At 71.6% G+C, this 22,969-nt stretch carries 19 protein-coding genes and 1 pseudogene; 3 read left to right on the top strand and 17 right to left on the bottom strand.

Annotated elements, in window-relative coordinates; genetic code table 11:
* Positions 1-4: 4 nt before the first annotated feature.
* The 9 genes and pseudogenes from ftsW to mraZ all read right to left on the bottom strand — a co-directional run bounded on the left by ftsW (position 5) and on the right by mraZ (position 11,969).
* Entirely contained in the window at positions 5-1,264 is a 1,260-nt protein-coding gene (gene ftsW, locus GUY59_RS31730; protein ID WP_171055491.1) for a putative lipid II flippase FtsW, read from the bottom strand.
* Positions 1,248-2,624, bottom strand: coding sequence for a UDP-N-acetylmuramoyl-L-alanine--D-glutamate ligase (gene murD, locus GUY59_RS31725; protein ID WP_171055492.1), 1,377 nt, complete (start codon positions 2,622-2,624; stop codon positions 1,248-1,250). The genes ftsW and murD overlap by 17 nt, the downstream gene beginning before the upstream one ends.
* The gene (mraY, locus tag GUY59_RS31720; RefSeq protein WP_132330998.1) at positions 2,621-3,679 is read right to left on the bottom strand and encodes a phospho-N-acetylmuramoyl-pentapeptide-transferase; all 1,059 of its coding nucleotides are present in this window, start codon (positions 3,677-3,679) and stop codon (positions 2,621-2,623) included. The genes murD and mraY overlap by 4 nt, the downstream gene beginning before the upstream one ends.
* A 680-nt stretch (positions 3,680-4,359) precedes the next feature.
* Positions 4,360-5,592: pseudogene (locus GUY59_RS31710) on the bottom strand (UDP-N-acetylmuramoyl-tripeptide--D-alanyl-D-alanine ligase); the annotation flags it as partial.
* Positions 5,592-7,121 (bottom strand): UDP-N-acetylmuramoyl-L-alanyl-D-glutamate--2,6-diaminopimelate ligase, encoded by a 1,530-nt coding sequence (locus GUY59_RS31705; protein WP_138203787.1) that lies wholly within the window; start codon positions 7,119-7,121, stop codon positions 5,592-5,594. The gene GUY59_RS31705 and the pseudogene GUY59_RS31710, both read right to left, overlap by 1 nt.
* 40 nt (positions 7,122-7,161) lie before the next feature.
* Entirely contained in the window at positions 7,162-9,870 is a 2,709-nt protein-coding gene (locus GUY59_RS31700; protein WP_252375077.1) for a penicillin-binding transpeptidase domain-containing protein, read from the bottom strand.
* The gene (locus tag GUY59_RS31695; RefSeq protein ID WP_132330995.1) at positions 9,867-10,364 is read right to left on the bottom strand and encodes a hypothetical protein; all 498 of its coding nucleotides are present in this window, start codon (positions 10,362-10,364) and stop codon (positions 9,867-9,869) included. The genes GUY59_RS31700 and GUY59_RS31695 overlap by 4 nt, the downstream gene beginning before the upstream one ends.
* Complete coding sequence (gene rsmH / locus GUY59_RS31690) at positions 10,354-11,319, bottom strand: 16S rRNA (cytosine(1402)-N(4))-methyltransferase RsmH (protein WP_138203789.1); 966 nt, start codon at positions 11,317-11,319, stop codon at positions 10,354-10,356. Before rsmH ends, GUY59_RS31695 begins: the two co-directional genes overlap by 11 nt.
* A 218-nt stretch (positions 11,320-11,537) precedes the next feature.
* Entirely contained in the window at positions 11,538-11,969 is a 432-nt protein-coding gene (gene mraZ / locus GUY59_RS31685) for a division/cell wall cluster transcriptional repressor MraZ (RefSeq protein ID WP_138203791.1), read from the bottom strand.
* Between the two features lie 422 nt (positions 11,970-12,391).
* On the opposite strand from mraZ, the gene GUY59_RS31680 reads away from it, so the two are divergent.
* Genes GUY59_RS31680 through GUY59_RS31670 form a run of 3 tightly spaced genes read left to right on the top strand, consistent with a single transcriptional unit; the run spans position 12,392 to position 17,114 of the window.
* Positions 12,392-13,414, top strand: a complete 1,023-nt coding sequence (locus GUY59_RS31680; protein WP_236667697.1) for an AAA family ATPase — start codon at positions 12,392-12,394, stop codon at positions 13,412-13,414.
* Complete coding sequence (locus GUY59_RS31675; protein WP_138203793.1) at positions 13,411-14,673, top strand: DUF58 domain-containing protein; 1,263 nt, start codon at positions 13,411-13,413, stop codon at positions 14,671-14,673. Before GUY59_RS31680 ends, GUY59_RS31675 begins: the two co-directional genes overlap by 4 nt.
* Entirely contained in the window at positions 14,670-17,114 is a 2,445-nt protein-coding gene (locus GUY59_RS31670; RefSeq protein WP_138203795.1) for a transglutaminase family protein, read from the top strand. Before GUY59_RS31675 ends, GUY59_RS31670 begins: the two co-directional genes overlap by 4 nt.
* A 63-nt stretch (positions 17,115-17,177) precedes the next feature.
* Here the strand turns inward: GUY59_RS31670 and GUY59_RS31665 are convergent, their stop codons facing one another.
* The 8 genes from GUY59_RS31665 to GUY59_RS31630 form a co-directional block, all read right to left on the bottom strand.
* Positions 17,178-17,594, bottom strand: a complete 417-nt coding sequence (locus GUY59_RS31665; RefSeq protein WP_132330986.1) for a DUF3040 domain-containing protein — start codon at positions 17,592-17,594, stop codon at positions 17,178-17,180.
* Positions 17,595-17,823: 229 nt separating this feature from the next.
* Positions 17,824-19,065, bottom strand: a complete 1,242-nt coding sequence (gene dinB / locus GUY59_RS31660) for a DNA polymerase IV (protein WP_138203797.1) — start codon at positions 19,063-19,065, stop codon at positions 17,824-17,826.
* A 112-nt stretch (positions 19,066-19,177) separates the two neighbouring features.
* Positions 19,178-19,897, bottom strand: coding sequence for a methyltransferase domain-containing protein (locus GUY59_RS31655; RefSeq protein WP_212746248.1), 720 nt, complete (start codon positions 19,895-19,897; stop codon positions 19,178-19,180).
* Between the two features lie 278 nt (positions 19,898-20,175).
* The gene (locus GUY59_RS31650; RefSeq protein ID WP_138203799.1) at positions 20,176-20,520 is read right to left on the bottom strand and encodes an MmcQ/YjbR family DNA-binding protein; all 345 of its coding nucleotides are present in this window, start codon (positions 20,518-20,520) and stop codon (positions 20,176-20,178) included.
* A 157-nt stretch (positions 20,521-20,677) separates the two neighbouring features.
* Positions 20,678-21,088 carry a transcription antitermination factor NusB gene (gene nusB, locus GUY59_RS31645; RefSeq protein WP_132330980.1) on the bottom strand — a complete coding sequence of 137 codons (411 nt, stop codon included), beginning with the start codon at positions 21,086-21,088 and terminating at the stop codon, positions 20,678-20,680.
* A 1-nt stretch (position 21,089) separates the two neighbouring features.
* The gene (gene efp, locus GUY59_RS31640) at positions 21,090-21,650 is read right to left on the bottom strand and encodes an elongation factor P (protein ID WP_132330978.1); all 561 of its coding nucleotides are present in this window, start codon (positions 21,648-21,650) and stop codon (positions 21,090-21,092) included.
* 25 nt (positions 21,651-21,675) lie between these two features.
* Positions 21,676-22,713 carry a M24 family metallopeptidase gene (locus GUY59_RS31635; RefSeq protein WP_138203801.1) on the bottom strand — a complete coding sequence of 346 codons (1,038 nt, stop codon included), beginning with the start codon at positions 22,711-22,713 and terminating at the stop codon, positions 21,676-21,678.
* A 58-nt stretch (positions 22,714-22,771) separates the two neighbouring features.
* On the bottom strand, positions 22,772-22,969 hold a 198-nt coding region (locus GUY59_RS31630), incomplete at its 5' end, for a hypothetical protein (RefSeq protein WP_161714795.1).

The following is a 22,969-nucleotide window of genomic DNA, read 5'->3' as shown; positions in this document are numbered from 1 at the left end:
CTCCCTAACGTGTCACTCGGCCTTTGGTCATAGCCCCCAGGCCCAGCCAGCTTAGGGCCCGGGCGGCGGGTCCGGGGCCACGAGCCGCCAAGGCCTCACGCGCGCCGGGCTCGCGTCGGGCGAACGACAGCAGCATGCCGAGCGCGGCGAGCGTGGGCAGCAGCGAAGATCCGCCGTACGAGACCAGGGGAAGGGGGATGCCCGTGATCGGCAGCACACCGAGCACGGCGCCCATGTTGACGGTGGCCTGCCCGACGATCCAGGCCACCATGGCGGCGGCGGCCAGCCTGATGAAGGCGTCGTTGACCCGCACGGCCACCCGCAGCCCGGCGTAGCCGAGCAGCCCGAACAGCGCCACCACCATGAGCGTGCCCATCAGCCCCAGCTCCTCGCCCAGGATGGCGAAGATGAAGTCGCTCTCGCCGTGCGGCAGCCAGCTCCACTTCTGGCGGCTGCTGCCGAGTCCGAGCCCGAACCAGCCGCCTGAGCCCATCGCGATCTGCCCCTGGACGGCCTGGTACCCGGCGCCCTGGGCGTCGGCCCACGGGTCGAGGAACGAGCTGATGCGCGACATCCGGTAGGGCTCAACCTTGATCATGATGACGGCGGCCAGCACCGCCAGCGACAGGATGCCCCCGAACAGCTTGATCGGCGCCCCCACCACCCACAGCAGCGCCAGGAAGATCATGAAAAGCACGAGCGTGGTGCCCAGGTCGCTGCCCAGCATGACCATGACGGCCAGGATCGCGGTGCCGGGCATGAGCGGGATCAGCATCTGCCGCCACTCGATCTTGCCCTGCCGCGCCCGCCGGGCCAGCAGGTCGGCCCCCCACAGCACGAGCCCGAGCTTGGCGGGCTCGGACGGCTGGAGGGTGAACGGACCGACGTAGATCCACCGCTGCGCGCCCAGCTCCGACGAGCCGATGAACAGCACCATGACCAGCGCCAGGATCGACAGCGCCATCAACGGGTAGCCCGCCCAGCGGAAGACCTTCGTCGGCAGCCGCGAACAGAGCCACATCACCAGCACGCCGACCGCGGCCGACAACGACTGCTTGATGAACCACGAGAACGGGCTGCCGGTCTTCTGCAGCGCCTCGATGCTGGAGGCCGACAACACCATCATCAGGCCCAGCGCCAGCAGCAGCGCGCTGCACATGATGATCAGGTAGTAGGTGGTGAGCGGCTTGTCCAGCAGCTCCTTCAGCGTGCCGAGCTGCTCGCGGGCCCAGCTGCCCGGCCCCTCCTCAGCGGTCGCGCTCACGTCGCAGCCTCAGCTCGCGTACGGCACGCGCGAAGGCCTCCCCCCGCGCTGGATAACCGGCGAACATGTCAAGGGAGGCCCCCGCCGGGGAGAGCAGCACGGTGTCCCCTGGCGAGGCCAGCCGCGCGGCTTCGGTGACGACTCTTTCCATCACCCCAGTGTCGCGATCGGCGATGTCCACCACGGGGACATCCGGGGCGTGTCGCGCGATGGCTTCGGCGATCGTGACCCGGTCGGCGCCCAGCACCACCGCCCCGCGCAGCCGCGGGGCCGCCTGACGCACCAGGTCGTCGACGTCGGCGCCCTTGAGCTGCCCGCCTGCCACCCACACGATCGACGAGTACGACGCCAGCGCCGCCGCGGCCGCGTGCGGGTTGGTCGCCTTGGAGTCGTCGATGTAGTCGACCTCGCCGATCCTGTCCACGTGTGACAACCGGTGCGGATCGGGCACGAAGTCGCGCAGCCCTCTCGCCACGGCCTCGGACGGCACACCTAGCGAACGGGCCAGGGCGGCGGCGGCCAGCGCGTTGGCGACATTGTGCGGCGCGAAGGGCCGTACGTCGTCCAGCGTGGCCAGCTCCTCCGCGCCCTCCACCGGGTCGGTGACGAACGCGCGGTCCACCAGCAGGTCCTCCACCACGCCGATCTCGCCCCGTTTGGGCACGCGCAGGGTGAACCCGACCGCCCCCGGGTAGGGCGCGGCCAGCCTCGTCGCCTCGGGATCGTCGGCGTTGAAGATCACGGTGCCGGCGCGTTCGAAGACGCGGCCCTTGGCGGCGGCGTACTCCTCCATGGAGCCGTGCCAGTCGATGTGGTCGGGGGCCACGTTGAGCACGGCGGCGGCGTGCGGGGCCAGCGTGCCCGACCAGTGCAGCTGGAAGCTGGACAGCTCGACGGCCAGCACGTCGTACGGCTCGGCGACCGCGCGTACGACGGGCACGCCCACGTTCCCCACCGCCACGGCCTTGCGCCCGGCGGCGAGCAGGATCGAGGTGAGCATGCGCACGGCCGTGGTCTTGCCGTTGGTGCCGGTCAGGGCCAGCCACGGGGCCGCCTGCGCCGGGCGCAGCCGCCAGGCCAGCTCCACCTCTCCCACGACGTCGACCTCGGCCGCGAGCGCGGCGGCGACCAGTGGATGGTGCGGAGCCCAGCCGGTGGTGACGAGCCGGGTCACCCCCTCGGGCAGCGCCATCTCACCGAACCGGGTCTCGACGCCCAGCCTGGCCAGCTCGGCCGCCGCGGCCAGCTGCCGCTCCCCCTCCGCCGCCTCCACGACCACGACTCGCTCTCCGTGCGCGGCCAGCACCTTCGCGACGGCCGTGCCCGAGACGCCGAGCCCGGCGACACAGGTGAGGCTCATGGCCTGGGCATCCATTCAACGTAGAAGAGCCCGAGACCGAGCGCCGCGCAGAGCATCGCGATCAGCCAGAAACGGACCACGATCGTGGTCTCCGCCCAGCCTTTCAGCTCGAAGTGGTGCTGCAGCGGAGCCATCCTGAACACCCGTTTGCCGGTCATCTTGAAGGAGCCGACCTGGATGATCACCGACAGCGTGATGATCACGCACAGGCCGGCGAGGATGATGAGCAGGAGCTGGGTACGGGTGGCGATGGCCAGCCCGGCCAGCACGCCGCCCAGGGCCAGGGAGCCGGTGTCGCCCATGAAGATCCGGGCGGGCGGGGCGTTCCACCACAGGAAGCCGATCAGCGCCCCTAGCACGGCGGCGGCCACCACGGCCAGATCGAGCGGATCTCGTACCCAGTAGCAGTTGGGACCGAGCTGGTCGATGCAGTTGTTGCGCAGCTGCCAGTTGCCGATCAGCACGTACGCGCCGAGCACCACCCCGGTCGCGCCGCTGGCCAGGCCGTCGAGGCCGTCGGTGAGGTTCACCGCGTTGGAGAACCCGACGATCATGATGAGCACCCAGATGGTGAACCCGACGATGCCGATCGACGGGTCGATGTCCCGGAGGAACGACACCCTGGTCGTGGCGGGGGTGATGCCGTAGACGTTCGGGTGGCGTACGACCAGGAAGGCGAAGACGGCGCCGACGACGAGCTGGCCGAGCGCCTTCGCGCCGCTGCGCAGGCCCAGGCTGCGCTGCTTGTAGATCTTGATGAAGTCGTCGAGGAACCCGACCGCGCCGAGCCCCGTCATCAGGAACAGCACCAGCAGGCCCGACACGGTGGGCGTCGACAACATGGCCAGGTGCGACGCGCCGTACGCGAGCAGGGCGGCCAGCACGATCACGGTGCCGCCCATGGTGGGGGTGCCACGCTTGCTGTGGTGGCCGGACGGGCCTTCCTCGCGGACCTCCTGACCGTAGCCGCGCTGCGAGAAGAGCCGGATCGCCAGCGGGGTGCCCAGCATCGAGAGAATCAGGCCCACCGCACCGGCGACGATGATGTTGTTCACTGGGGGGCACCTCCGAGCACGAGCTCGGCCGTACGCTCCAGACCCATGGCCCTGGGCCCCTTGACCAGCACCGCGTCACCCGGCCGCAGCCACGCCGCCAGCTCGGCGGCCGCCGCCTCGGCATCGGGCACGTGCACGATCCGCGTCACGTGCTGCGGGCACGCCGCGTTGCCGCCCGTTCCCGCGGCCGGAGGAGCGCCCGCGGGGGCCGCCGGAGGACCGGCCGAGGGCGGGCCCGCCGCGGGGGTGCCGTCGGCGGGGTGCCGTCCCTGGTGGGCGCCGCCGGGCGGAGAACCCGCGGGCGCTTGGGGGAAAGGACCCGGCGCGGCCGTCGGGTAGGGACCGGCGGGGGTCTGAGGCCGCGGGGCGTGCGGCCCGGCCGACGGCGGCCCGGAGGGGCCGACCGGCCCGGCGAAGTGCGGACCAGGACCGTGCGGTCCGGCGGTGACCTGAGGAAAGGTGACAGGACCGGGGCTCCGGGAGCCCATGACCTGAGGACCGGCGACGGGACCTCCGTGGCCCTGCGCACCGGGAGCGTGGGGAACCGCGGGGTGCGGTCCGGAAGCATGCGGGCCGGCGGACTGCGGACCCGTGACGGGAGCCCCGCCACCCTGCGCACCGGGCACGTGGGGATCCGGGAACTGCGAGCCGGGAGGCTGGGTGGTGGTGGTCGCGAGGGCTTGGGCGGCCGCGTGGGCGCCCTGGAGCACCGGCCCGGCTTCGGGCCCCGCCACGATCAGCCCGGCCAGCCCCGCGCCGCCGGCCAGCCGGCCGAGTTCGGCGTTGAGCGCGGGCCCGTCGTCGCCCAATTCCCGCAGCGCCGCGATGACGGCGAAGCGCCGCCGTCCCCGCCCCAGCGCCTCGAACGCCTCGAACGCCGCCCGCATCGAGTCGGGGTTGGCGTTGTAGGCGTCGTTGACGACCGTCACCCCGTCGGCCCGGTCGGTGACCTCCATCCGCCACCGGCTGCGCGGCGTCGCCTCGGACAGCTCGGCGGCGATGGTGGCGACGGGCAGCCCCAGCTCGTATCCGGCGGCGGCCGCGGCGAGGGCGTTCTCGACGGCGTGCTCGCCGTACAGCTTGAGGGACACGTGCGCGCTGCCGGAGGGGGTGCGCAGCGTGAAGGAGGCGCGCCCGCGGGCGTCGAGCACGACCTCCTCGGCTCTGATGGCGGCGGACTCGCCCCTCCCGAAGTACGTGACCCGGGCGTCGGTGCGGGCGGCCATCGCGCGGACCAGCGGGTCGTCGGCGTTGAGCACGGCCACGCCGGTGCGCGGCAGCGCCTCGACGAGCTCGCCCTTGGCCTTGGCGATGGCCTCCTTGCCGCCGAACACGCCGAGGTGCGCGGTGCCGACGTTGAGCACCACGCCGATCTGCGGCGGCGCGATGCGGGTCAGGTTTTTGATGTGGCCGACGGTGCGGGCGGCGAGTTCGAGGACCATGAACCGGGTGTCGGCGTCGGCCCGCAGCACGGTCAGCGGGTGGCCGAGCTCGTTGTTGAAGCTGCCGACGGGAGCGATGGCGGGCCCGATGCGGGCGGTGAGCCTGGCCAGCAGATCTTTGGTGCCGGTCTTGCCCGCCGAGCCGGTCACGCCGATGACGGTGACCTTGGGCAGCGCGCGGACCTGGTCGGCGGCCAGCGCGGCCAGCGCGGCGGCGGCGTCGGGGACGATCACCGCGGGCGCCTCGACGGGCCTGGTGGCCAGGACGGCGACCGCTCCTGCCCTGATCGCCTGCTCGGCGTAGTCGTGACCGTCGACCCGCGCGCCTTTGAAGGCGACGAACAGGGATCCCGGTTCTACGGCCCGCGAGTCGATCACTACGGGCCCGCGCACCACGGCGCGGGGATCGGCCATGCCCGACAGGGCTCCCGAGGTTATCTCGGCGATCCTGGCCAGAGGCAACGGGATCATTAGTGCTTCCTGCTTTCCTTGCGTGCGTCGATCGCTTCGGCGACCACTTCGCGGTCGTCGAAGGGGATCACCTCGCCTGAAACGTACTGGCCCTGCTCATGGCCCTTGCCTGCCACGACGATCACGTCGCCGCGCCCGGCCCGGGCGATCGCCAGGCCGATGGCGGCCGCGCGGTCGGGCTCAATGATCACATGTGCGCGGTCGTGCTGCGGAACGCGGAGCGCCCCCTCCATCATCGTCGCGAGGATGGTGAGCGGATCCTCAGAGCGAGGATTGTCGTTGGTAAAAATAGCCACATCTGCCAGCTGAGCGGCGATCTCACCCATGATGGGCCGTTTGCCCTTGTCGCGGTCACCGCCGCAGCCGAGCACGATCGTCAGCTCCCCCGCCGTGACCGACCGCAGCGAACGCAGCACCGACTCCACCGCGCCCGGTTTGTGGGAGTAGTCAACGAGCGCCTGGAAATCATGCTCGGCGCCCGTGATGCGCTGCATGCGCCCGGGGACCCCGGTGAGGGATCCGACGCCGTGCACGGCGGTCTGCAGCGGCACCCCGGCCTCGACCAGGGTCACGATGGCGCCGAGCGCGTTGGCCACGTTGAACGGGCCTGGCAGCGCGATCTGCGCGTCGGCCTCGACCCCGCCGGGACCCACCACCCGGAACGCGCTGCCGTCGGCGCCGAGCCTGGCGTCGACCGCCCGCCACCCGGCCCGCGGATCGCCCTCGGCCGAGAACGTGGTCATCGGCACCTTGGCCAGACCGAGCAGCTCACGCCCGTAGGGATCGTCGTAGTTGGTCACCCCGGCGCGGCTCAACTCGGGCTGGAACAACCGCGCCTTGGTCGCGAAGTAGTCGTCGAAGTCCTTGTGGAAGTCGAGGTGGTCCTGCGACAGGTTGGTGAACAGGGCCACGTCGTAGAAGATGCCGTCGACCCGGCCGAGCGCGAGCGCGTGGCTGGAGACCTCCATCACGGCCGCGCCGACGCCCTCCTCGCGCATCAGCGCGAACAGGCCGTGCAGGTCGCAGGCCTCCGGCGTGGTGAGCGTGGGCGCGAAACGCTCCTCCCCCACGTGGATCTCGACGCCGCCCACCAGGCCGGCCGTGTGCCCGGCCGCCTTCAGGCCCGCCTCCAGCATGAACGTGGTGGTGGACTTGCCGCTGGTGCCGGTGACGCCGAGGATCTGGACGTCGTGGGCCGGCTGGCCGTACACCCAGGAGGAGATCTGCCCCAGCAGGGCGCGCGGGTCGGGCACGATCAGCACGGGCAGCCCCGTCGCGACGGCCGCGTCGCGGCCGGCCCGGTCGGTGAGCACCGCGACGGCGCCGCTCGCCATCGCCTGGGCGGCGAAGTCGGCGCCGTGCACCCGGCTCCCGGACAACGCGACGTAGAGATCGCCGCGCCGGACGGCACGGGAGTCGTTGGTGACACCGGTCAGTGCCGCGTGTGGCGACCGTGACGTGCCGGAATCGGCGTCGATCATGGTCGCGAGCCCGGTCAGCGGGCGGGGCGGGCTGGTCGTGGGACGCATAGACGACGGGGGACGCACGGCGAGAGCGTACCTTCCCTGCTCACTGTCCCGCGCGCGTCCGCACCGGCGGCGCGGCGGAGCCTGTGGGAGGAATCTTCTTGCTCTTGATGGCGAACGTCATCACATCCTTGAACACGGGGGCGGCCAGCTGCCCGCCGAAATGGCCGTTCTTCGGGTTCTGCAGGACGGAAAGCACCACGAGCCGAGGGTTGTCCGCGGGGCTGAACCCCACGAACGAGGCCGTGTAACCGTCATAACGGCCGAGCTCGGCATCATAGCGGTTCGCCGTGCCCGTCTTGCCCGCCACCCGATAGCCGGGGATGGCCGCGAGCTGCCCGGTGCCCTCCTCGCCCACCGCGCTCTCCAGCATGGCCGTGATCTCCTTCGCCGTCGTCTGGCTCACCACCCTGGTCTGCTTACCGGGCGGAGCAGGGACGAACCTGCCCGACGGGTCGGTCGTGCCCGCGACGACCTGCGGGTCGATCTTGACGCCCCCGTTGGCGATGGTCTGGTAGACGCTGGCCATCTGCAGCGCGGTCACCGACACGCCCTGCCCGTAGGCGACCGTGCAGCTCTGGCTGCCTGACCACTTCCTGTAGTCGGGCAGCAGGCCGGCCTCCGCGCTGGGGACGCCGCCGCCCGGCCGCGTGCCGAACCCGAACTTCTTGAGCATCTTGTGCAGGCCCTCGCTGCCGACCTTGCGCGCCGCCATGATCGTGGCCACGTTGCTGGACTGCGCCATGGCCTGGAGGAACGTCATCGACTCCGTCTTGTGCGTGTGCGCGTCGCGCAGGACCTGGTCGGCGCACCGGATCCGGTCGGGCACCTCGAACACCGTGTGCGGTTCCACCACCCCGGCCTCCAGCGCGGCGGCCGCGGTGATCACCTTGTTGGTGCTGCCGGGCTCGAAGACGTCGGCGGCGGCCTTGTTGACGTAGCTGCTCGCCGGGGCCTCGCGCCAGTCGTTCAGGTCGAGCTCGGGAGAGTTGGCCATGGCGATGATCTGCGCGTTCCGCACGTCCATCACGATGACGGTGCCGCTTTCGGCTCCGGACTCGCGTACCTGCTCGCCGATCGACTTCTGGGCGGCCCACTGGATGTCGCGGTCGATGGTGAGGCGTACGTCGCGGCCGTTCACGGGGGCCGTGCGCTGGCTGCTCGTCATCGGGATGCGCAGGCCGTCACGGCCGGTCTCGACGCGCATCTCCCCGTCGCGGCCCGCCAGCAGCGAGTTCCTGGCCTGTTCCATGCCGCCGAGGCCGTCGCCCTCGTCGCCCACGAACCCGACCAGGCTTCCCGCCAGATCACCCGCGGGGTAGAGCCGGCGGTAGGTCTTCTTCGCCGACAGCGCGGGCACGCGGGCCTGGAGCAGGCGGCTGGCCACCACGGGATCGACTCCCCTGGCCAGGAGCTGGTAGCGGGTGTTCGGCGTGGCCAGCTTGGCGGCGATCTCCTGCTGGTCCTTGCCCAGGTGCTTGGCCAGCACGGCCGCCACGTTGGCGCGCCCGGCCTCCGGCACCTTCGACGGGTCGATCGACACGTCGCGCGCCTCGACGGTCACGGCGAGCTCGTGGCCGTTGACGTCGGTGATCGAGCCGCGCTTGGCGGGGATGTTCTCGGTGTGCTGGCGCTGGTCCGCCGCCGCGGCGGCGTACACCTTGGAGTCGAGCCCCTGCATCTGGATCAGCCGCCCGGCGAAGATCGACAGCACGAACGTCATGCCGATCAGGCCGATGTTGATGCGCCTGCGCGGGCTGCCGAGCCGCAGCATGAGCGGCGGCCTGGGCGGGCGCGGCGGCGTGGGGGGCCGGCGCGGGCCCCTGGGTGGCGGCGCGTCTCCGCCGCGGCGCGTCGCCACCCGCTCACGGCCGCCCGGCGCCGGATCCGGCCTGGAGCCCGCGGCCTGCGGCCTGGCTCCGGCCGCCTGGGTACGGCGCAGCGGCCCGTCCTCGTGTCTGCCGGAGCGGCGTGGGTCACCGGCGTCCGGCCTGGCGCCGTCACGGCGCGAACGCGGGCCCTGCGGCGCGTCGGGCGCGTCCCGGCGGTCGCCGCGCCCGCGTGTGCGTTCGTCGCGGCCCCTGAGCCGGTCGGCGGCGTCGCGGCCCTGGGGAGGACGCCCTCTGGGACGCTCCCCCTCGTCCCGGCCCGGAGTGGAACGCCCTCGGGGACGCGGGCCCTCGTCGCGGCCCTGCGGAGCCCGGCCGCGCAGCCGGTCGTTCTCGTCACGCCCCTGCGGCGTGCGCCCTCTCGGGGCGTCGCCGCCGCGGCCACGGGGGACGCGGCCCCTCGGCGGGTCGCTCTCATCACCAGGCCGCCGGCGCGCTCCCGCATCGCCCGCGCGGCCCCGCCCGGAGTCACGGCCGGACGCGCGCCCGGAGTCACGCCCGGAGTCACGGCCGGACGCGCGCCCGGAGCCGCGGCCCGGGTCGCGGTCGGAATCACGATCCTGGTCCCGGCCGGAGTCGCTGGGGCGGCGGCCGCGTGGGGAGCCCGGCTCCTGCGGCGGCCGGTCCCTCGTCGCGTCGTCACGCCCGAACGGCAGGTCGAACGGGTCGGGCTTGCGTGGCCGGCGGGGCGGTTCGTCCGGGGACGCCGGGCGGCCCGTGCCCTCGGAGCGGGCCGAGCCGCCTTGCCGTCCGCCCCGCCCCGGACCTCCCGGCGTACGACGAGCGGCGCCTGGCCCTCCTTGAGAGCCGGCGCCGCCAGCGCCACGGCCGGGTCCCTGCCCCCTGCCGCTGGAGTCCCTCACCGTTCCCTGTCCACCCGGCTGGCTCGCTCTCCCGCGCTGGTCCAGGCGTTGGGGTTGTCCCAGTCGGGGTGCTGGCCCTGCTTCTCGGCCATCTCGGCGATGACGTCCGGCTGGGTCTTGCGCTGGTATTCCTGGTTGATCTTCTCGTTCTCCTGGCGGGCCACGGCGATCTCCTCGCGCAGGTTGGCGTCGGTGATCGCGTCCTTGGCCAGCATGGTGTTGAGCAGCAGCAGGCTCACCAGGCCACCGCAGAGCAGCCCGACGACGAGCAGCACGAACGGCGCGCGCTGCCGGCGCGCGGGCCTTGGCCGCGGGACGGGGCCGGTCTCGGGACGCGCTCGGCCGGTGACCGGCCGCGCGCCTCCGGCGTGGGGGCGCGCGTCAGGACGGGGCCGCGGCTTGGACTGGTGCTGCGCTCCGGACCGGCGCGTGCCCGTCTTGGGCACGGCGCGGCGGACGGGCGCACCCCGGCCGAACTCCTGCTCAGTCGTCAACACGGATCCTCTCTGCCGCCCGTAGCCGGGCCGAGGCCGCCCGCGGGTTGCGGGCGAGCTCTTCTTCGCTCGGGAGCTCGGCTCCCCTAGTCAGCAGGCGGAACCTCGGCTGATGCGCCGGCAGCGGGACCGGCAGCCCGGGCGGGCTGGTGTCCTTGGTTCGCGCCGTGAGGGCCTGCTTGGTCAGCCGGTCCTCGAGTGAGTGGTAGGAGAGCACGACGACTCGCCCACCGAGCGCCAGCGCGTCGAGCGCCGCGGGAAGCGCCGCCTCAAGGGCGGACAGCTCCGCGTTCACCTCGATGCGCAGCGCCTGGAAAGTCCTCTTGGCGGGGTTTCCGCCGGTACGCCGCGTCGCGGCCGGGATCGCCTGCCGGACGATGTCCGCCAGCCGCTTGGTCGAGGTTATTGCCTCTTTGGCCCGTTCTCTGATGATCAGGCCCGCGACACGCGGGGCGAATCGTTCTTCGCCGTAGTCACGCAGGACGCGGATCAGCTCGTCCGCGGCGTAGGTGTTGACCACCTGCTCCGCCGTCAGCTCCTGCTCGGTGTCCATCCGCATGTCGAGCGGGGCGTCATAGGCGTAGGCGAACCCGCGCCCGGCCTCGTCGAGCTGCGGCGAGGAGACCCCCAGGTCGAACAGCGCCCCGTCGACCGTGGTGCGCCCCTCACGGGCAAGCGCCTCGGCCAGGTCGGCGGAGGACGCGTGCACCAGGGTCGTCCTGTCGGCATAAGGGCTCAGCCTGCGGGCCGAGTGCTCGATCGCGAAAGGGTCGCGGTCGATCCCGATCAGGTGGAGCGCGGGAAAGGCGGCGAGCAGGGCCTCCGCGTGCCCGCCGAGGCCGAGATTGGCGTCGACGACCACCGGCGCGGGACCGGACAGCGCGGGACCGAGCAGTTCCAGAACGCGCTCGAGCATCACCGGAACGTGACCGCCCGTGCCGACGTCGTTCTGCATCTCCAACCCCCCTCTCGCGTCCTGCTCGCGGATGACGCGTATCGATCGTCTCGCCGGTCTTCCTGGGTCCCCACCCGGCGCCGTCCGGCCAGGTCCCCATCCGCACCCTCTTCGTGGACGCCTGTCATCTGACACCGGGGAAGGTGCATCAGCTGGCAGACAGTGGTTGCGGGTGGAGACCTCGCCGAACGACATCACCGACGGATCGACCGTGGTCACTACAAGATCCCTGGCAGCACCTCCTCCGACAGATCGGCGAACGCCTGCTCCTGCGCGCTGAGATAGGTTTCCCAGGCCTGCGCGTCCCAGATCTCCAGCCGGGTGTTGGCCCCGATGACAACGCAGTCACGCTCCAGCCCCGCGTACCGGCGGAGACTCTGCGGGATCGTGATGCGTCCTTGTTTGTCCGGTTTCTCGTCGGACGCACTGGCGAAGAAGACGCGGCTGTAGTCACGCACCGCCTTGGCGGTGACCGGGGCGGTGCTGAGAGCCTCGGTTATGCGCTGGAACTCCTCCACGGGAAAGACGTAGAGGCATCGCTCCTGGCCTTTGGTGATCACAAGACCCTCCGCCAGCTCCTCACGGTACTTAGCCGGCAGGAACAGCCGTCCCTTGTCGTCCAGACGCGGTTGATGGGTGCCGAGGAACATCGGCCCCACCTCCCGTGCCTCGTGAAGCGCTCAGCGCTGGCGCACCGGGCCCTCCACTGCGCACCACCATACTCCACTTCTCCCCACCGTCAACTGATTCGAACCGTCTTCATCATCAGTTTCCGTTGCGTTACCGCAGGTCAGAGCGGTGGAGTGCGGTGGAGGGGGTGAGCGGCCGGTCAACCCTCATGGGCGTGTCGAGGGTTGTAAAGACCGCGAAATTAGGCGGCGAGCGCCACACGAAGGCCGGGGTGGGGGAATGTGGCGCGGATCATGGCCCTCGTGTCACTGGATTCGCATCGCTATGCCACAAGAACAGGCACATCGCCGAGGTTCGCTGGAATATCCACAAATGTCGCTCGCGAACCCACAGCGTCGTAGGGTCGTACACACAATGGAAAAGGAATGGCATGGCTCCCGCAATGGCACCAACGGGACAGCCGTCGCACTTCTCTCATGGAGGCCTGGTGGCAGTTACCCATGACGTCCCTCCCCAGCTCGGCGAGCTGGTCTCCACCGCCCACCGGATTCGGCAGGCCATCGAATCGGTGATCGAGGGCAAGAGCGACGCCGTCCGCCTCACGCTGACCGTCCTGCTCGCCGAGGGGCACCTCCTCATCGAGGACGTGCCCGGGGTCGGCAAGACCATGCTGGCCAAGGCTCTCGCCCGGTCGATCGACTGTCCTGTGCGGCGTGTGCAGTTCACCCCCGACCTGCTGCCCAGCGACATCACCGGGGTGAGCGCGTACAACCAGCAGACCCGAGAGTTCGAGTTCAAGCCCGGACCGGTGTTCGCCAACATCGTGGTGGGCGACGAGATCAACCGTGCCTCCCCCAAGACGCAGTCCGCCTTGCTGGAATGCATGGAGGAGCACCAGGTGACGGTGGACGGGGTGACGTACAAGCTGGACTCGCCGTTCATGGTGATGGCGACCCAGAACCCCATCGAGATGGAGGGCACCTATCCCCTGCCCGAGGCACAGCGCGACCGCTTCTCCGTACGGATCGCGATGGGCTACCCGGAGCCGACAGCCGAACTGGAGATGCTCGACGTGCACGGCAGCGCCTCGCCGCTCGACAAGCTCGAGCCGGTGGCGACGACGGCCGAGGTGCGGGCGCTCATCGAGGCCGTACGCGGGGTCTACGTCTCGCAGGCGGTCAAGAAGTACGCCATCGACCTGGTCGTGGCCACCCGCCACTCCCCCGACCTGCGGCTGGGCGCCTCACCCCGGTCCACACTGCAGCTCGTACGGGCCGCGCGGGCGCACGCGGCGCTGGCGGGCCGTGACTACGTCATCCCCGACGACGTGCAGGACCTTGCCGTTCCCGTGCTCGCGCACCGGCTGCTGCCCAGCACCGAGGCGCAAGGGCAGCGCCGCCTGCCCGAGCAGGTGGTGACCGATCTGCTCAGGCGCGTGCCGGTGCCCGAGTCCCGAGCGTCGTGAGGGCCGGCCTGCAGGCGCTGACCTCCAGGGGACGATCGTTTCTCGCCTCGGGGATCGCGGCGTTGCTGATGGCCCTGCTCCTGGGCGAGAACGACCTGTTCAGGATCGGGGTGCTGGTGACCGCGCTGCCGCTGCTGGCCGCGCTCGTGGCCGCGCGCACACGCTACCGGCTGAGCTGCGCCCGGCGGCTGGACCCGGCGAGGGCCGAGGTGGGCGGCGAGGCCACCGTCACTTTGCGACTGGAGAACGTCACCAGGCTGCCGACCGGCCTGCTGCTCATCGAGGACACCGTTCCCTACGCCCTAGGGGTGCGGCCCCGGTTCGTGCTGGACCGGGTGGAGTCGCGGGGCGTACGGGAGATCGACTACCGGGTGCGCTCCGACCTGCGCGGCCGCTACACGATCGGCCCGCTGTCGATCCGCATCACCGACCCGTTCGGGCTGGTGGAGCTGACCCGCTCGTTCACCATCAGCGACACGCTCGTGGTGACGCCGCACGTCGCGGCGCTGCCGCACGTACGGCTGTCGGGCGAGTGGACGGGCGGCGGCGACAGCCGTACGAGGAGCGTGGCGGCGGCCGGCGACGACGACGTGGCTCCGCGCGAGTACCGGCAGGGCGACGACCTGCGGCGGGTGCACTGGCGCTCGACCGCCCGCCGCGGCGAGCTGATGGTGCGCCGGGAGGAGCAGCAGTGGCAGAGCCGCGGCGCGCTCCTGCTCGACACCCGCAGGCACGCCCACCGCGGCGAGGGCCCGCGCTCCTCGTTCGAGGTGGGGGTCTCGGCCGCGGCCTCGATCGGCGTGCACCTCGCCCGTGAGGGACTCGGCCTGCGGCTGGTGACCGACCAGGGTGCCGAGCACCTGACCGACACGGGCCTGAGCTGGTCGTTGCTCGACACCCTTGCCGTGGTACGGCACAGCCCGGCCCGCTCGCTGGAGATGGGGGTCTCCGCCCTGCGGCAGGGCGGCGGCGACGGGCTGATCGTGGCCGTGCTCGGCGCGATGGACGCGGAGGAGGCGAGGGAACTGGCCAGGCTGAGGCACAGCGGCATCACCGGTGTGGCGGTCCTGCTCGACGTGGCGACCTGGAACGGCGGCGACAAGAAGGCGGCCGAGGACCTCGAGGCGGTGCAGACCGTGCTCGCCGGGTACGGCTGGCGCATCGTACGGCTGCCCGCCGGCACCTCGATCGCCAACGTCTGGCAGGACGCCGCCAGCCGCGGCAGGTTCGCGGCCGGCCTGACAGGGGGTGCGGCATGAGGCTCACCACCGCCTCGGGCGTGGCCGCGTTCACCGCGGCGATCCTGCTCTACCCGCTCTTCGAGGGCGGCGACTGGTTCTGGGCGTCGCTCGGCGCCGTGCTCGCGGTGATGGCCGCGGGTCTGCTCACCAGCCGCCTGTCGCTGCCCGCGTGGGCGGCCCCGCTCGTGGCGCTGGCCGCGACGTGGATCTACCTGACCGTCACCTTCGCGTCGGACGAGGCGTGGGCGCTGGTGGTGCCGACGAAGGGCTCGGTCGCGGAGCTGGCCCGGCTGCTGGGCGTCGGCTGGGCCGACATCCAGCGCTTCGCCGCACCCGTGCCGGAGACCGCCGGCATCACGCTGCTGACCACGGGCGGCGTGGCGCTGATCGCGATCACCGTGGACCTGCTGGCCGCGCGGCTGCGGCGGGCGGCGCTGGCCGGGCTGCCGCTGCTGGCCCTGGCCACGGTGCCGGCCACGATCCTGGCCGACCCGATCAGCTGGCCCGCCTTCATCCTCGCCGCGCTGGGGTTCCTCAGCCTGCTCATCGCCGACGGGCGCGAGCGGGTGGGGCACTGGGGCCGGGCTGTGCTCGTGCGGCGCACCACCCGTGCCGTGCAGCCGCATGACGGCGCCCCTTCCACGGCCGACACGAGTGGCCTGCGCCTGTCCGGCAAGCGCATCGGGTTCGCCGCCATCGCGCTGGCCGTGCTGGTGCCGGCCGCGCTGCCGGCGATGGAGCCGGTGTCGTTCTTCACCTTCGGCGTGGGCGGCAACGGGTCGGGGCGGGGCAACTCGATCAGCATCGCCGACCCGGTCGCGAATCTGAAGGGCCAGCTGGAGCTGCCCGAGCGGCGGGAGGTCCTCACCTACAGCAACAACGACGACCAGGCCCGATACCTGCGGATCTACTCGCTCGACCGGTTCGACGGCCAGCAGTTCGGCATGACCGAGCCGAAGGGAGCGCCGCAGAACCGGACGGACAACGGTCCGCTGCCCGACCCTCCCGGGCTCAGCCAGAAGCCGAAGGTCAACAAGGTGGTCACGAACATCCGCATCAGCGACGAGGTCTCCCGGCTGTCGTTCCTGCCGCTGCCGTACCCGGCCCGGCAGATCCGGGTGGACGGCGACTGGCGGGCCGACGTCGACACGCTCATGGTCTTCTCCACCCGTGACGAGGCCGCCGGTCTGGAGTACGACGTGGCGTCGAGCGAGCCGGAGCCGACGCCGGACCTGCTCGACTCGCTCGACGGGGAGCAGCCGAGGGTCGACGACCGGTACCTGGCGCTGCCGGACAACCTGCCGCCCGAGATCGCCGCGCTGGCCGAGCGGGTCACCCGTAGCGCCTCGACCACGTACGAGGCGGCGGTGAAGCTGCAGCGCTTCTTCACCACGGACGGCGGTTTCACCTACAACCTGCGCACGCGGGGGCACAGCAACTCGGCGCTGCGGGACTTCCTGCTGCGTGACCGGGCGGGCTACTGCGAGCAGTTCGCCGCGTCCATGGCGGTGCTGGCCAGGCTCGTGGGCATCCCGTCGCGGGTGGCGATCGGCTACACGGGCGGCATGAAGATCGGCGACCGGTGGACGGTCGGCACCAACGACTCGCATTCCTGGCCCGAGCTGTACTTCGAGGGCGTGGGCTGGCTGCCGTTCGAGCCGACCCCGTCGGGGTCGGTCGGCCAGGGCAGCGCGCGTGTGCCTCCGTACTCGCTGCCCAGGCCGAGCACCGACACGGCCGAGGAGTCGACGCCGTCGACGGAAGAGAGCGGCTCCCCGGCCGACGAGCCGCAGGACCCGCAGGCCCGGCGCAACGAGCGGCAGCTGGACCGCGAGGCCCAGGCCGCGACCGGCGGGCTGCCGCCGGACGACTCGATGCCGCTGATCGGCCAGATCGGCATCGGCGCGGGCGCGCTGCTGGTGCTCCTGCTGATCCCCGCGGGGGTGCGGCTGGTCGCGCGGAGCAGGCGCGTGCGCGCCCTGAGGGAGAAGGCGCCGCGGCCGTCAGCGACGCCGGCGCCGCCGGGGAAGACACCGGGGAAGGGCGGCGGGAACGCCGTCCCCTGGGTGGCGGCCGTCTGGGCGGAGCTGGACGACGTGCTGTACGACTACGGGATGGCCCGCGAGGGCAGCGAGACGCCGCGGGCACTGGCCCGGCGGCTGACCCAGCAGTACGAGTTCGACGCGGACTCCGCGGCGGCCGTCTCGGCCATCGCGTCGGCGATCGAGCGCGCGATGTACGCCAGGGACCCCGGCCGGATCGCGCCCATGAGCAAGGACCTGCGCCAAGTGCGGCAGGCCCTGGCGGCCACGGTGTCGCGCGGCAGGCGGATCAGGGCGGTGCTGCTGCCCCCGTCGACGCTGCGCCGGCTGTGGCGCATGGGTGAGGGCCTGCTCGACGGGTTCGACCTGCTGGAGAACATCAGGCTGCGGCGGACGGCGGCGCCCAAGGGATCATGACCACATGACCGAACGTGCGGCCGCTCCCCTGGTCAGGGGAGCGGCCGCACGCTTTCCGGCGCGTCAGCGCTCGTCGTGGCGACGGCGCCAGCGCTCTTCCATACGCTCCATGAAGGTGCCACGGTTGCCTCTGCGGGGCTGCTTGCCCCGAGGTGCGGCCGTGCCGCCACCGGGGGCGGCCGGGGGCGAGTCACCGAACCCATTCATACGTTTCCAGCTGGACAAGCCCCACAAACACGCGGCGAGCATGACCACGAAACCGCCGACGCCGAGCGGGATCAGGGCACTGCCACTGACGACCACGCCGACCATCATGATGACGACGCCGAGGGCAAAGCCGATGGAGGCTTTGACCAGGCGTCGCTTGTAATGGCTGCGCGGGTCACTGATCCGTACGGTGTTGGCCCACTTCGGGTCCTCGGCGTAGAGGGCCTGCTCGATCTGGTCGAGCAAGCGCTGCTCGTGCTCAGAGAGCGGCACGGCGCCTCCCAAGGACGGCCCCAGGACGGGGAAGACGGCAACGGACGACACGGGGTGTCCGAACCTCGCGGTCGGTCATCCCCAGGATACGAGGCTGTAGACGCAGGCGAAAGCAAACGTCCAACGCAGACCAAACCGGAGGTGACGTCATGGCTCCATTGTGACCCATCTCGTCCTCCTTCCCCCAAAACTGGGACACTGACGTCCCCCTAAATCTGGACATCGAACGTCATGTCTCTATTTCATCAAGCTTGCCACGTACGAGCGATGCTGGGAGTACCGCGTCGGGACCGAATCTCCGGATCGCCTTGTCCATGGCCTGTTCGGCCTCACGCCAGCCGGTCTCCCGCTCACCCAGCGTGAGCTGGCGCACCGCTTCGCCGGCCGGTCGCAGGCTCTCCATCCGCACGCCCACCAGGCGCAACCTCACACGTTCGAGGCCGGCCACGTCGAACAGCTCGCACGCGGTGGCGTAGATGACCTGCGCCACATCGGTGGGCTCGCGAAGAGTGCGCGAGCGGTTGATCGTGCTGAAATCGGCGCGGCGGAGCTTCACACTTACCGTTCTTCCCACGTGTCCGCCCTTACGCATCCGGGCGGCCACCCGCTCCGACAGGCGCAGCAACTCCCGCTTGATCACCTCGGGATCGTCCACGTCGGCCGCGAACGTCTCCTCGTTGCCGATGCTCTTGTCGGGCACGTGGGCGGTCACCGGGCGTTCGTCACGCCCCCAGGCCAGCGCCGCGAGATGGCCGCCCACGGCCTGCCCCAGCTCCCGCTGCAGGGTGCTGGACGGCACCCTGGCCAGATCTCCGACCGTGCGGATGCCGAGCCGCACCAGCGCCTGCTCGGTGCGCTCCCCCACCCCCCAGAGCGCCGACACGGGCAGCGGATGAAGGAACTCGACCACCTCACCGGCGGGCACCACCAGCAGCCCGTCGGGCTTGCACTGCTTGGAGGCGAGCTTTGCCACGAATTTACTCGCGGCCACGCCGACGGAGCAGGTGATGCCGTAGCGGTCGAGGACCTGCTCCCTGATCATGGCGGCGACGGCCGCGGGCGGGCCGAGCCTGCGCCTGGCTCCCCCGACGTCGAGGAACGCCTCATCCGAGGCGATCGGCTCGACCAGCGGGGTGATCGCGTGGAAGATCTCCATGACGCCCTTGGAGACCTCGGAGTATTTGCCGTGGCTGGGCGGGATGACCGTGGCGCGAGGGCACAGCCGGCGGGCCCTGCTCATCGGCATCGCCGAGTGCACTCCGTAGGCCCTGGCCTCGTAGGTGGCGCTGAGCACGACGCCGCGCCCCGCGGGAGAGCCGACGATCACCGGCCGGCCGCGCAGCTCGGGCCGCCCGAGCAGCTCGACGCTGGCGTAGAAGGCGTCCATGTCGACATGGAGGATCGGGCAGCCGCTGTCATCGACCCCGGTCCGCGGAGCGGGGCCGATGCCGGTGATCTGCTTGCGAGACACGCGCCGAGTCTATCCGAACGGGCGTTCTACACCGAGGGGGGCTGGCATCGATCTTTCCTTCCTTACGCTGGTAAGGCGCGATCTCCGCCGCGCCAGTGCCGGTCGGCGGGGATCAGGACCTGTGGCCGAGCACGTGCAGCTGGGTGGCGATGTCTCTCAGCACCGGGTGGGTCGCGGCCGCCTGCTCGAGCGCCACGAGCGCGTCCGCGGCGCCGGGCTCGCCGTCGACGAGCCTGCTCGGCACCAGGTCGGCGAAGACCCGCACACCGTGGACGGCGCCGATGGAGAACCCGGTGGCGCCCAGCAGTTCGACCAGCGTGGCGGCGGCGAAGCGCCGGGGCGTGGGATCGCGCTCGCCCCAGCTCCCCTTCGGGTCGTCGAGCACCGACCTGGCCTCGTCGAACTGACCGGCGAGCGCCCGGTGGATCGCGCTGGCGACCGGGTTGGCGGCCAGCACGCTCACGGCCCCGCCCCTGCGCAGCAGACCCGCGACGGCGGTCAGCGCGCTGATCGGATCTTCGACGTATTCCAGCACGCTGTGGCAGAGCACCAGGTCGGCGCTGTCGCGGCTGAGCAGCTCGCCCAGGTCGGCGGCGTCCCCCTGCAGCGCGCGCACGCCCACGCCCTGCTCCTTGGCGCGGCGTTCGAGCGCGGCCAGCGAGTCGGGGCTCGGGTCGACCACGGTGACGTCATGGCCGAGCGCCGCCAGGGGCACGGCGAACCCGCCGGTGCCGCCGCCCGCGTCGACGATGCCGAGCCGCTCGCGCCCGGTGGACGCGGCCCGCTCCGCCAGCACGGAACGCAACGCGTCCCAGACGACGGCGGTCCGCACCGCCGGGGTCCTCGTGACGCCTTCAGCACGCAACGTCGGCTCGCCTCCCTTTCCCTCGCGACCGGCGCCCTGGCGAACGCGCACTTCGCGAACGGCTCCTCCGCGGATGGGCCCAGCCTACGCGGTGCGCGCGATCGCCCGCTCCCCCGTAGTGCGACCCGCTGCGCCGGTCCCGGGCGCCGCGCGCCCTGTCACGGTCGGTGTCCGGACTCACGCACGGCCGGGCGCGGTGGCCATTCCGCCGGCCGGGCGCGTGGTGGCCGTGCGGGACGGCACGGTCAGGCGTGGTCGTCGAGCTCGGCCGCCAGCCGCCTCGGCGCCCGCAACCGCCACGCCTCGGTCAGCAGTTCGCGCAGCTCCCCGGCGTCCACCGCCCCCAACCGCACGAGCACGATCGCATGCCCGTCGTAGTGCGGGGTGGCGAAGAACGTGGCCGGCTCGGCCGCGATGAGCCCGGCCTTCTCCTCCTCGGCGGACACCGGGAGGACGAGCACGTCGCCCTCTTCCCTCATCCGGGCGAACCACTTGCCGCGCACGTAGAAGGCGGGCGTGCCGTACATGGTCTTCTCGGTCGTCGCGGGCAGCGCCAGCGCGAGCCCGCGCACGTCCTCTTCCGTCACCATGGTGCGCACCTTAGCCGGACAGCAGGAAGAAGGGCGCGTCGCGGCTGGTGACGCGCCCTTGTCCCGCGTGCCGGACAGGCCCGCACATGTCGTACGGGAGCCGCCGTGGTTGGAACGTACCCCGAACTCGCGGCCATGACGGCGGGAAAAAGGGTGTCTAAAGGGTGAGGCTTGGCTTGAGTTGCTTGAAGCGGGCCAGCAGGCCGTTGACGAACTGGGGGGACTCGTCGGTCGAGAGCTCCCCCGCCAGGTGCACCCACTCGCTGATGACCACGCCCTCGGGCACGTCGGGCATCCACAGCAGTTCGTACGTGCCGCCGCGCAGCAGATTGCGGTCGACCACCGGCATGCGGTCGAGGGTCCATCCCTCGGCGTAGGTCGTGATGAGCTCGTCGATGCGCTCGTTGTGCCGCGCGACGCCCTCGACGAGGGCCGAGGTGTATTCGTTGACCGGAGGCTCCTGCCGCTCCACCCGCTCGGCAAGGATCTTCAGCGGATCCTCGTCGCGCAACTCGGCCTCGAAAAGGATGTCGAGTGCCCGCCTGCGTGCTTTGCCGCGTGCCGACACCTCAGGCCCGGCCGAGGTATTCGCCGCTGCGGGTGTCGACCTTGACCTTCTCCCCGGTGGTGATGAACAGCGGAACCTTGATCTCGGCGCCGGTCTCCAGCGTGGCGGGCTTGGTGCCGCCGGTGGAGCGGTCGCCCTGCAGGCCGGGCTCGGTCTCCGAGATGGTCAGCTCGACGGCCGCGGGCAGATCGACGTAGAGCGCGGAGCCCTCGTTGAAGGCCACCGTGGCCAGGGTGTTCTCCAGCATGTAGCTGGCCGCGGTGCCGACCGTCGCGCTGGGCACGTTGACCATGTCGTAGGTCTCGGTGTCCATGAACACGAACTCGTCGCCGTCCTTGTAGGAGAACTGCATCTCGCGCTTGTCGACGTTGGCCACCTCGACCTTGACGCCGGCGTTGAACGTCTTGTCGAGAACCTTGCCCGACAGGACGTTCTTGAGTTTGGTGCGCACGAACGCGCCGCCCTTGCCCGGCTTGACGTGCTGGAATTCCACGACGGCCCAGAGCTCCCCGCCGTCGAGCCTCAGCACCATGCCGTTCTTCAGGTCGTTGGTCGTCGCCACTCGTTCTCTCCCGCGTGTGGCCGCTCTAAAGGACGAGCAGCTCCTTGGTGGTCCTGGTGAAAAGTTCCGGCCCGCCCTCGCGTGTCACCAGCGTGTCCTCAATGCGAACGCCGCCCCGGCCCGGAAGGTAGACCCCAGGCTCGACGGTGATCGGAACTCGATCCTCTAGTCTACCGGTCCGAGAGGGACCCAGGAACGGCTCCTCGTGGATCTGGAGCCCGACTCCGTGCCCCAGACCGTGCCTGAAGTGCTCGGCGTGACCCGCGCCGGCGATCACGGACCGGGCGGCGGCGTCCACGTCGCCCACCGGCGCTCCGGGGACGACCGCGTGACGGCCCGCCCGCTGCGCCTCGGCGACCAGGTCGTACAGCTCGCGCTGCCAGCCGGCGGGCGGGCCCAGGCTGACCGTGCGCGTCATGTCGGCGTGGTAGCCGCGGTAGCGGGCGCCGAAGTCCATGGTGACCAGGTCACCGGCGCGCAGCTCCCGGGTGGTGGGGGCGTGGTGCGGGATCGCGCCGTTCTCGCCGGCGGCCACGATCGTGTCGAACGCGGGCCTGTCGGCGCCCAGCTCGGTCATGCGGTTCTCGAGCAGGCGGGCCAGGTCGCGCTCGGTCATTCCGGGGGCGATCCGCTCCGCCACGTCGGCGAAGGCCTCGTCGGTGAACTCGCATGCGGTACGCAGGAACGCCAGCTCGGCGTCGTCCTTGACCGTCCGCAACACCTCCACCACCGGCCCGAGCGGGACCAGCCCCTCGCCCAGCCGGCGGTAGGTGGCCACGCTCATGCTCGCCGCCTCGATGCCGGTCCCCGGCGCCGCCAGCGCTCCCGCCACGTCGGACGCCTCGACCGCCGGCACGTCGAGGTCGCGTGCCACGTCGATGTAGCGGTTGTCGGTGGCCAGCAGCGCCGACCCGTCGGCCCTGACGAGCACGGCCGCGTTGGAGCTGGCCAGCCCGGTCAGGTAGCGGACGTTCTCGGGCGAGGTGACGAGCAGGGTTTGGACCTCGTGGGCGGGCAGCAGCCCGGCGAGCCGCTCCCGGCGGGCGGCGTGGTCGAAGGTCATTGGGCCAATGTACGGCGTTTCGCCCCTCACATCGCGATCACCCGCCCTGTCGCGGCGGTCAGCGGCCCGGCAGGCGCCACTCCCCCATGAACTCGGCCAAAGGCCCCCCTGGTGCCATGCGGCCTTTCTCCTGCGCGCGCAGCAGGTCGCGGTAGACGCCGGCGACGTGGTTGATCGCGGGGTCGATGTGGCCCTCGTCGAATTTCCTGCCCGCCTTGCTGATCTTCTCGCGGGCCTTGGCCGCGACGGCGGGGTC

Origin of the sequence: Nonomuraea sp. K271 (assembly GCF_009908215.1) — a bacterium.
Lineage (GTDB): Bacteria > Actinomycetota > Actinomycetes > Streptosporangiales > Streptosporangiaceae > Nonomuraea > Nonomuraea longispora.
This window is presented reverse-complemented; position numbering and strand designations above follow the sequence as displayed.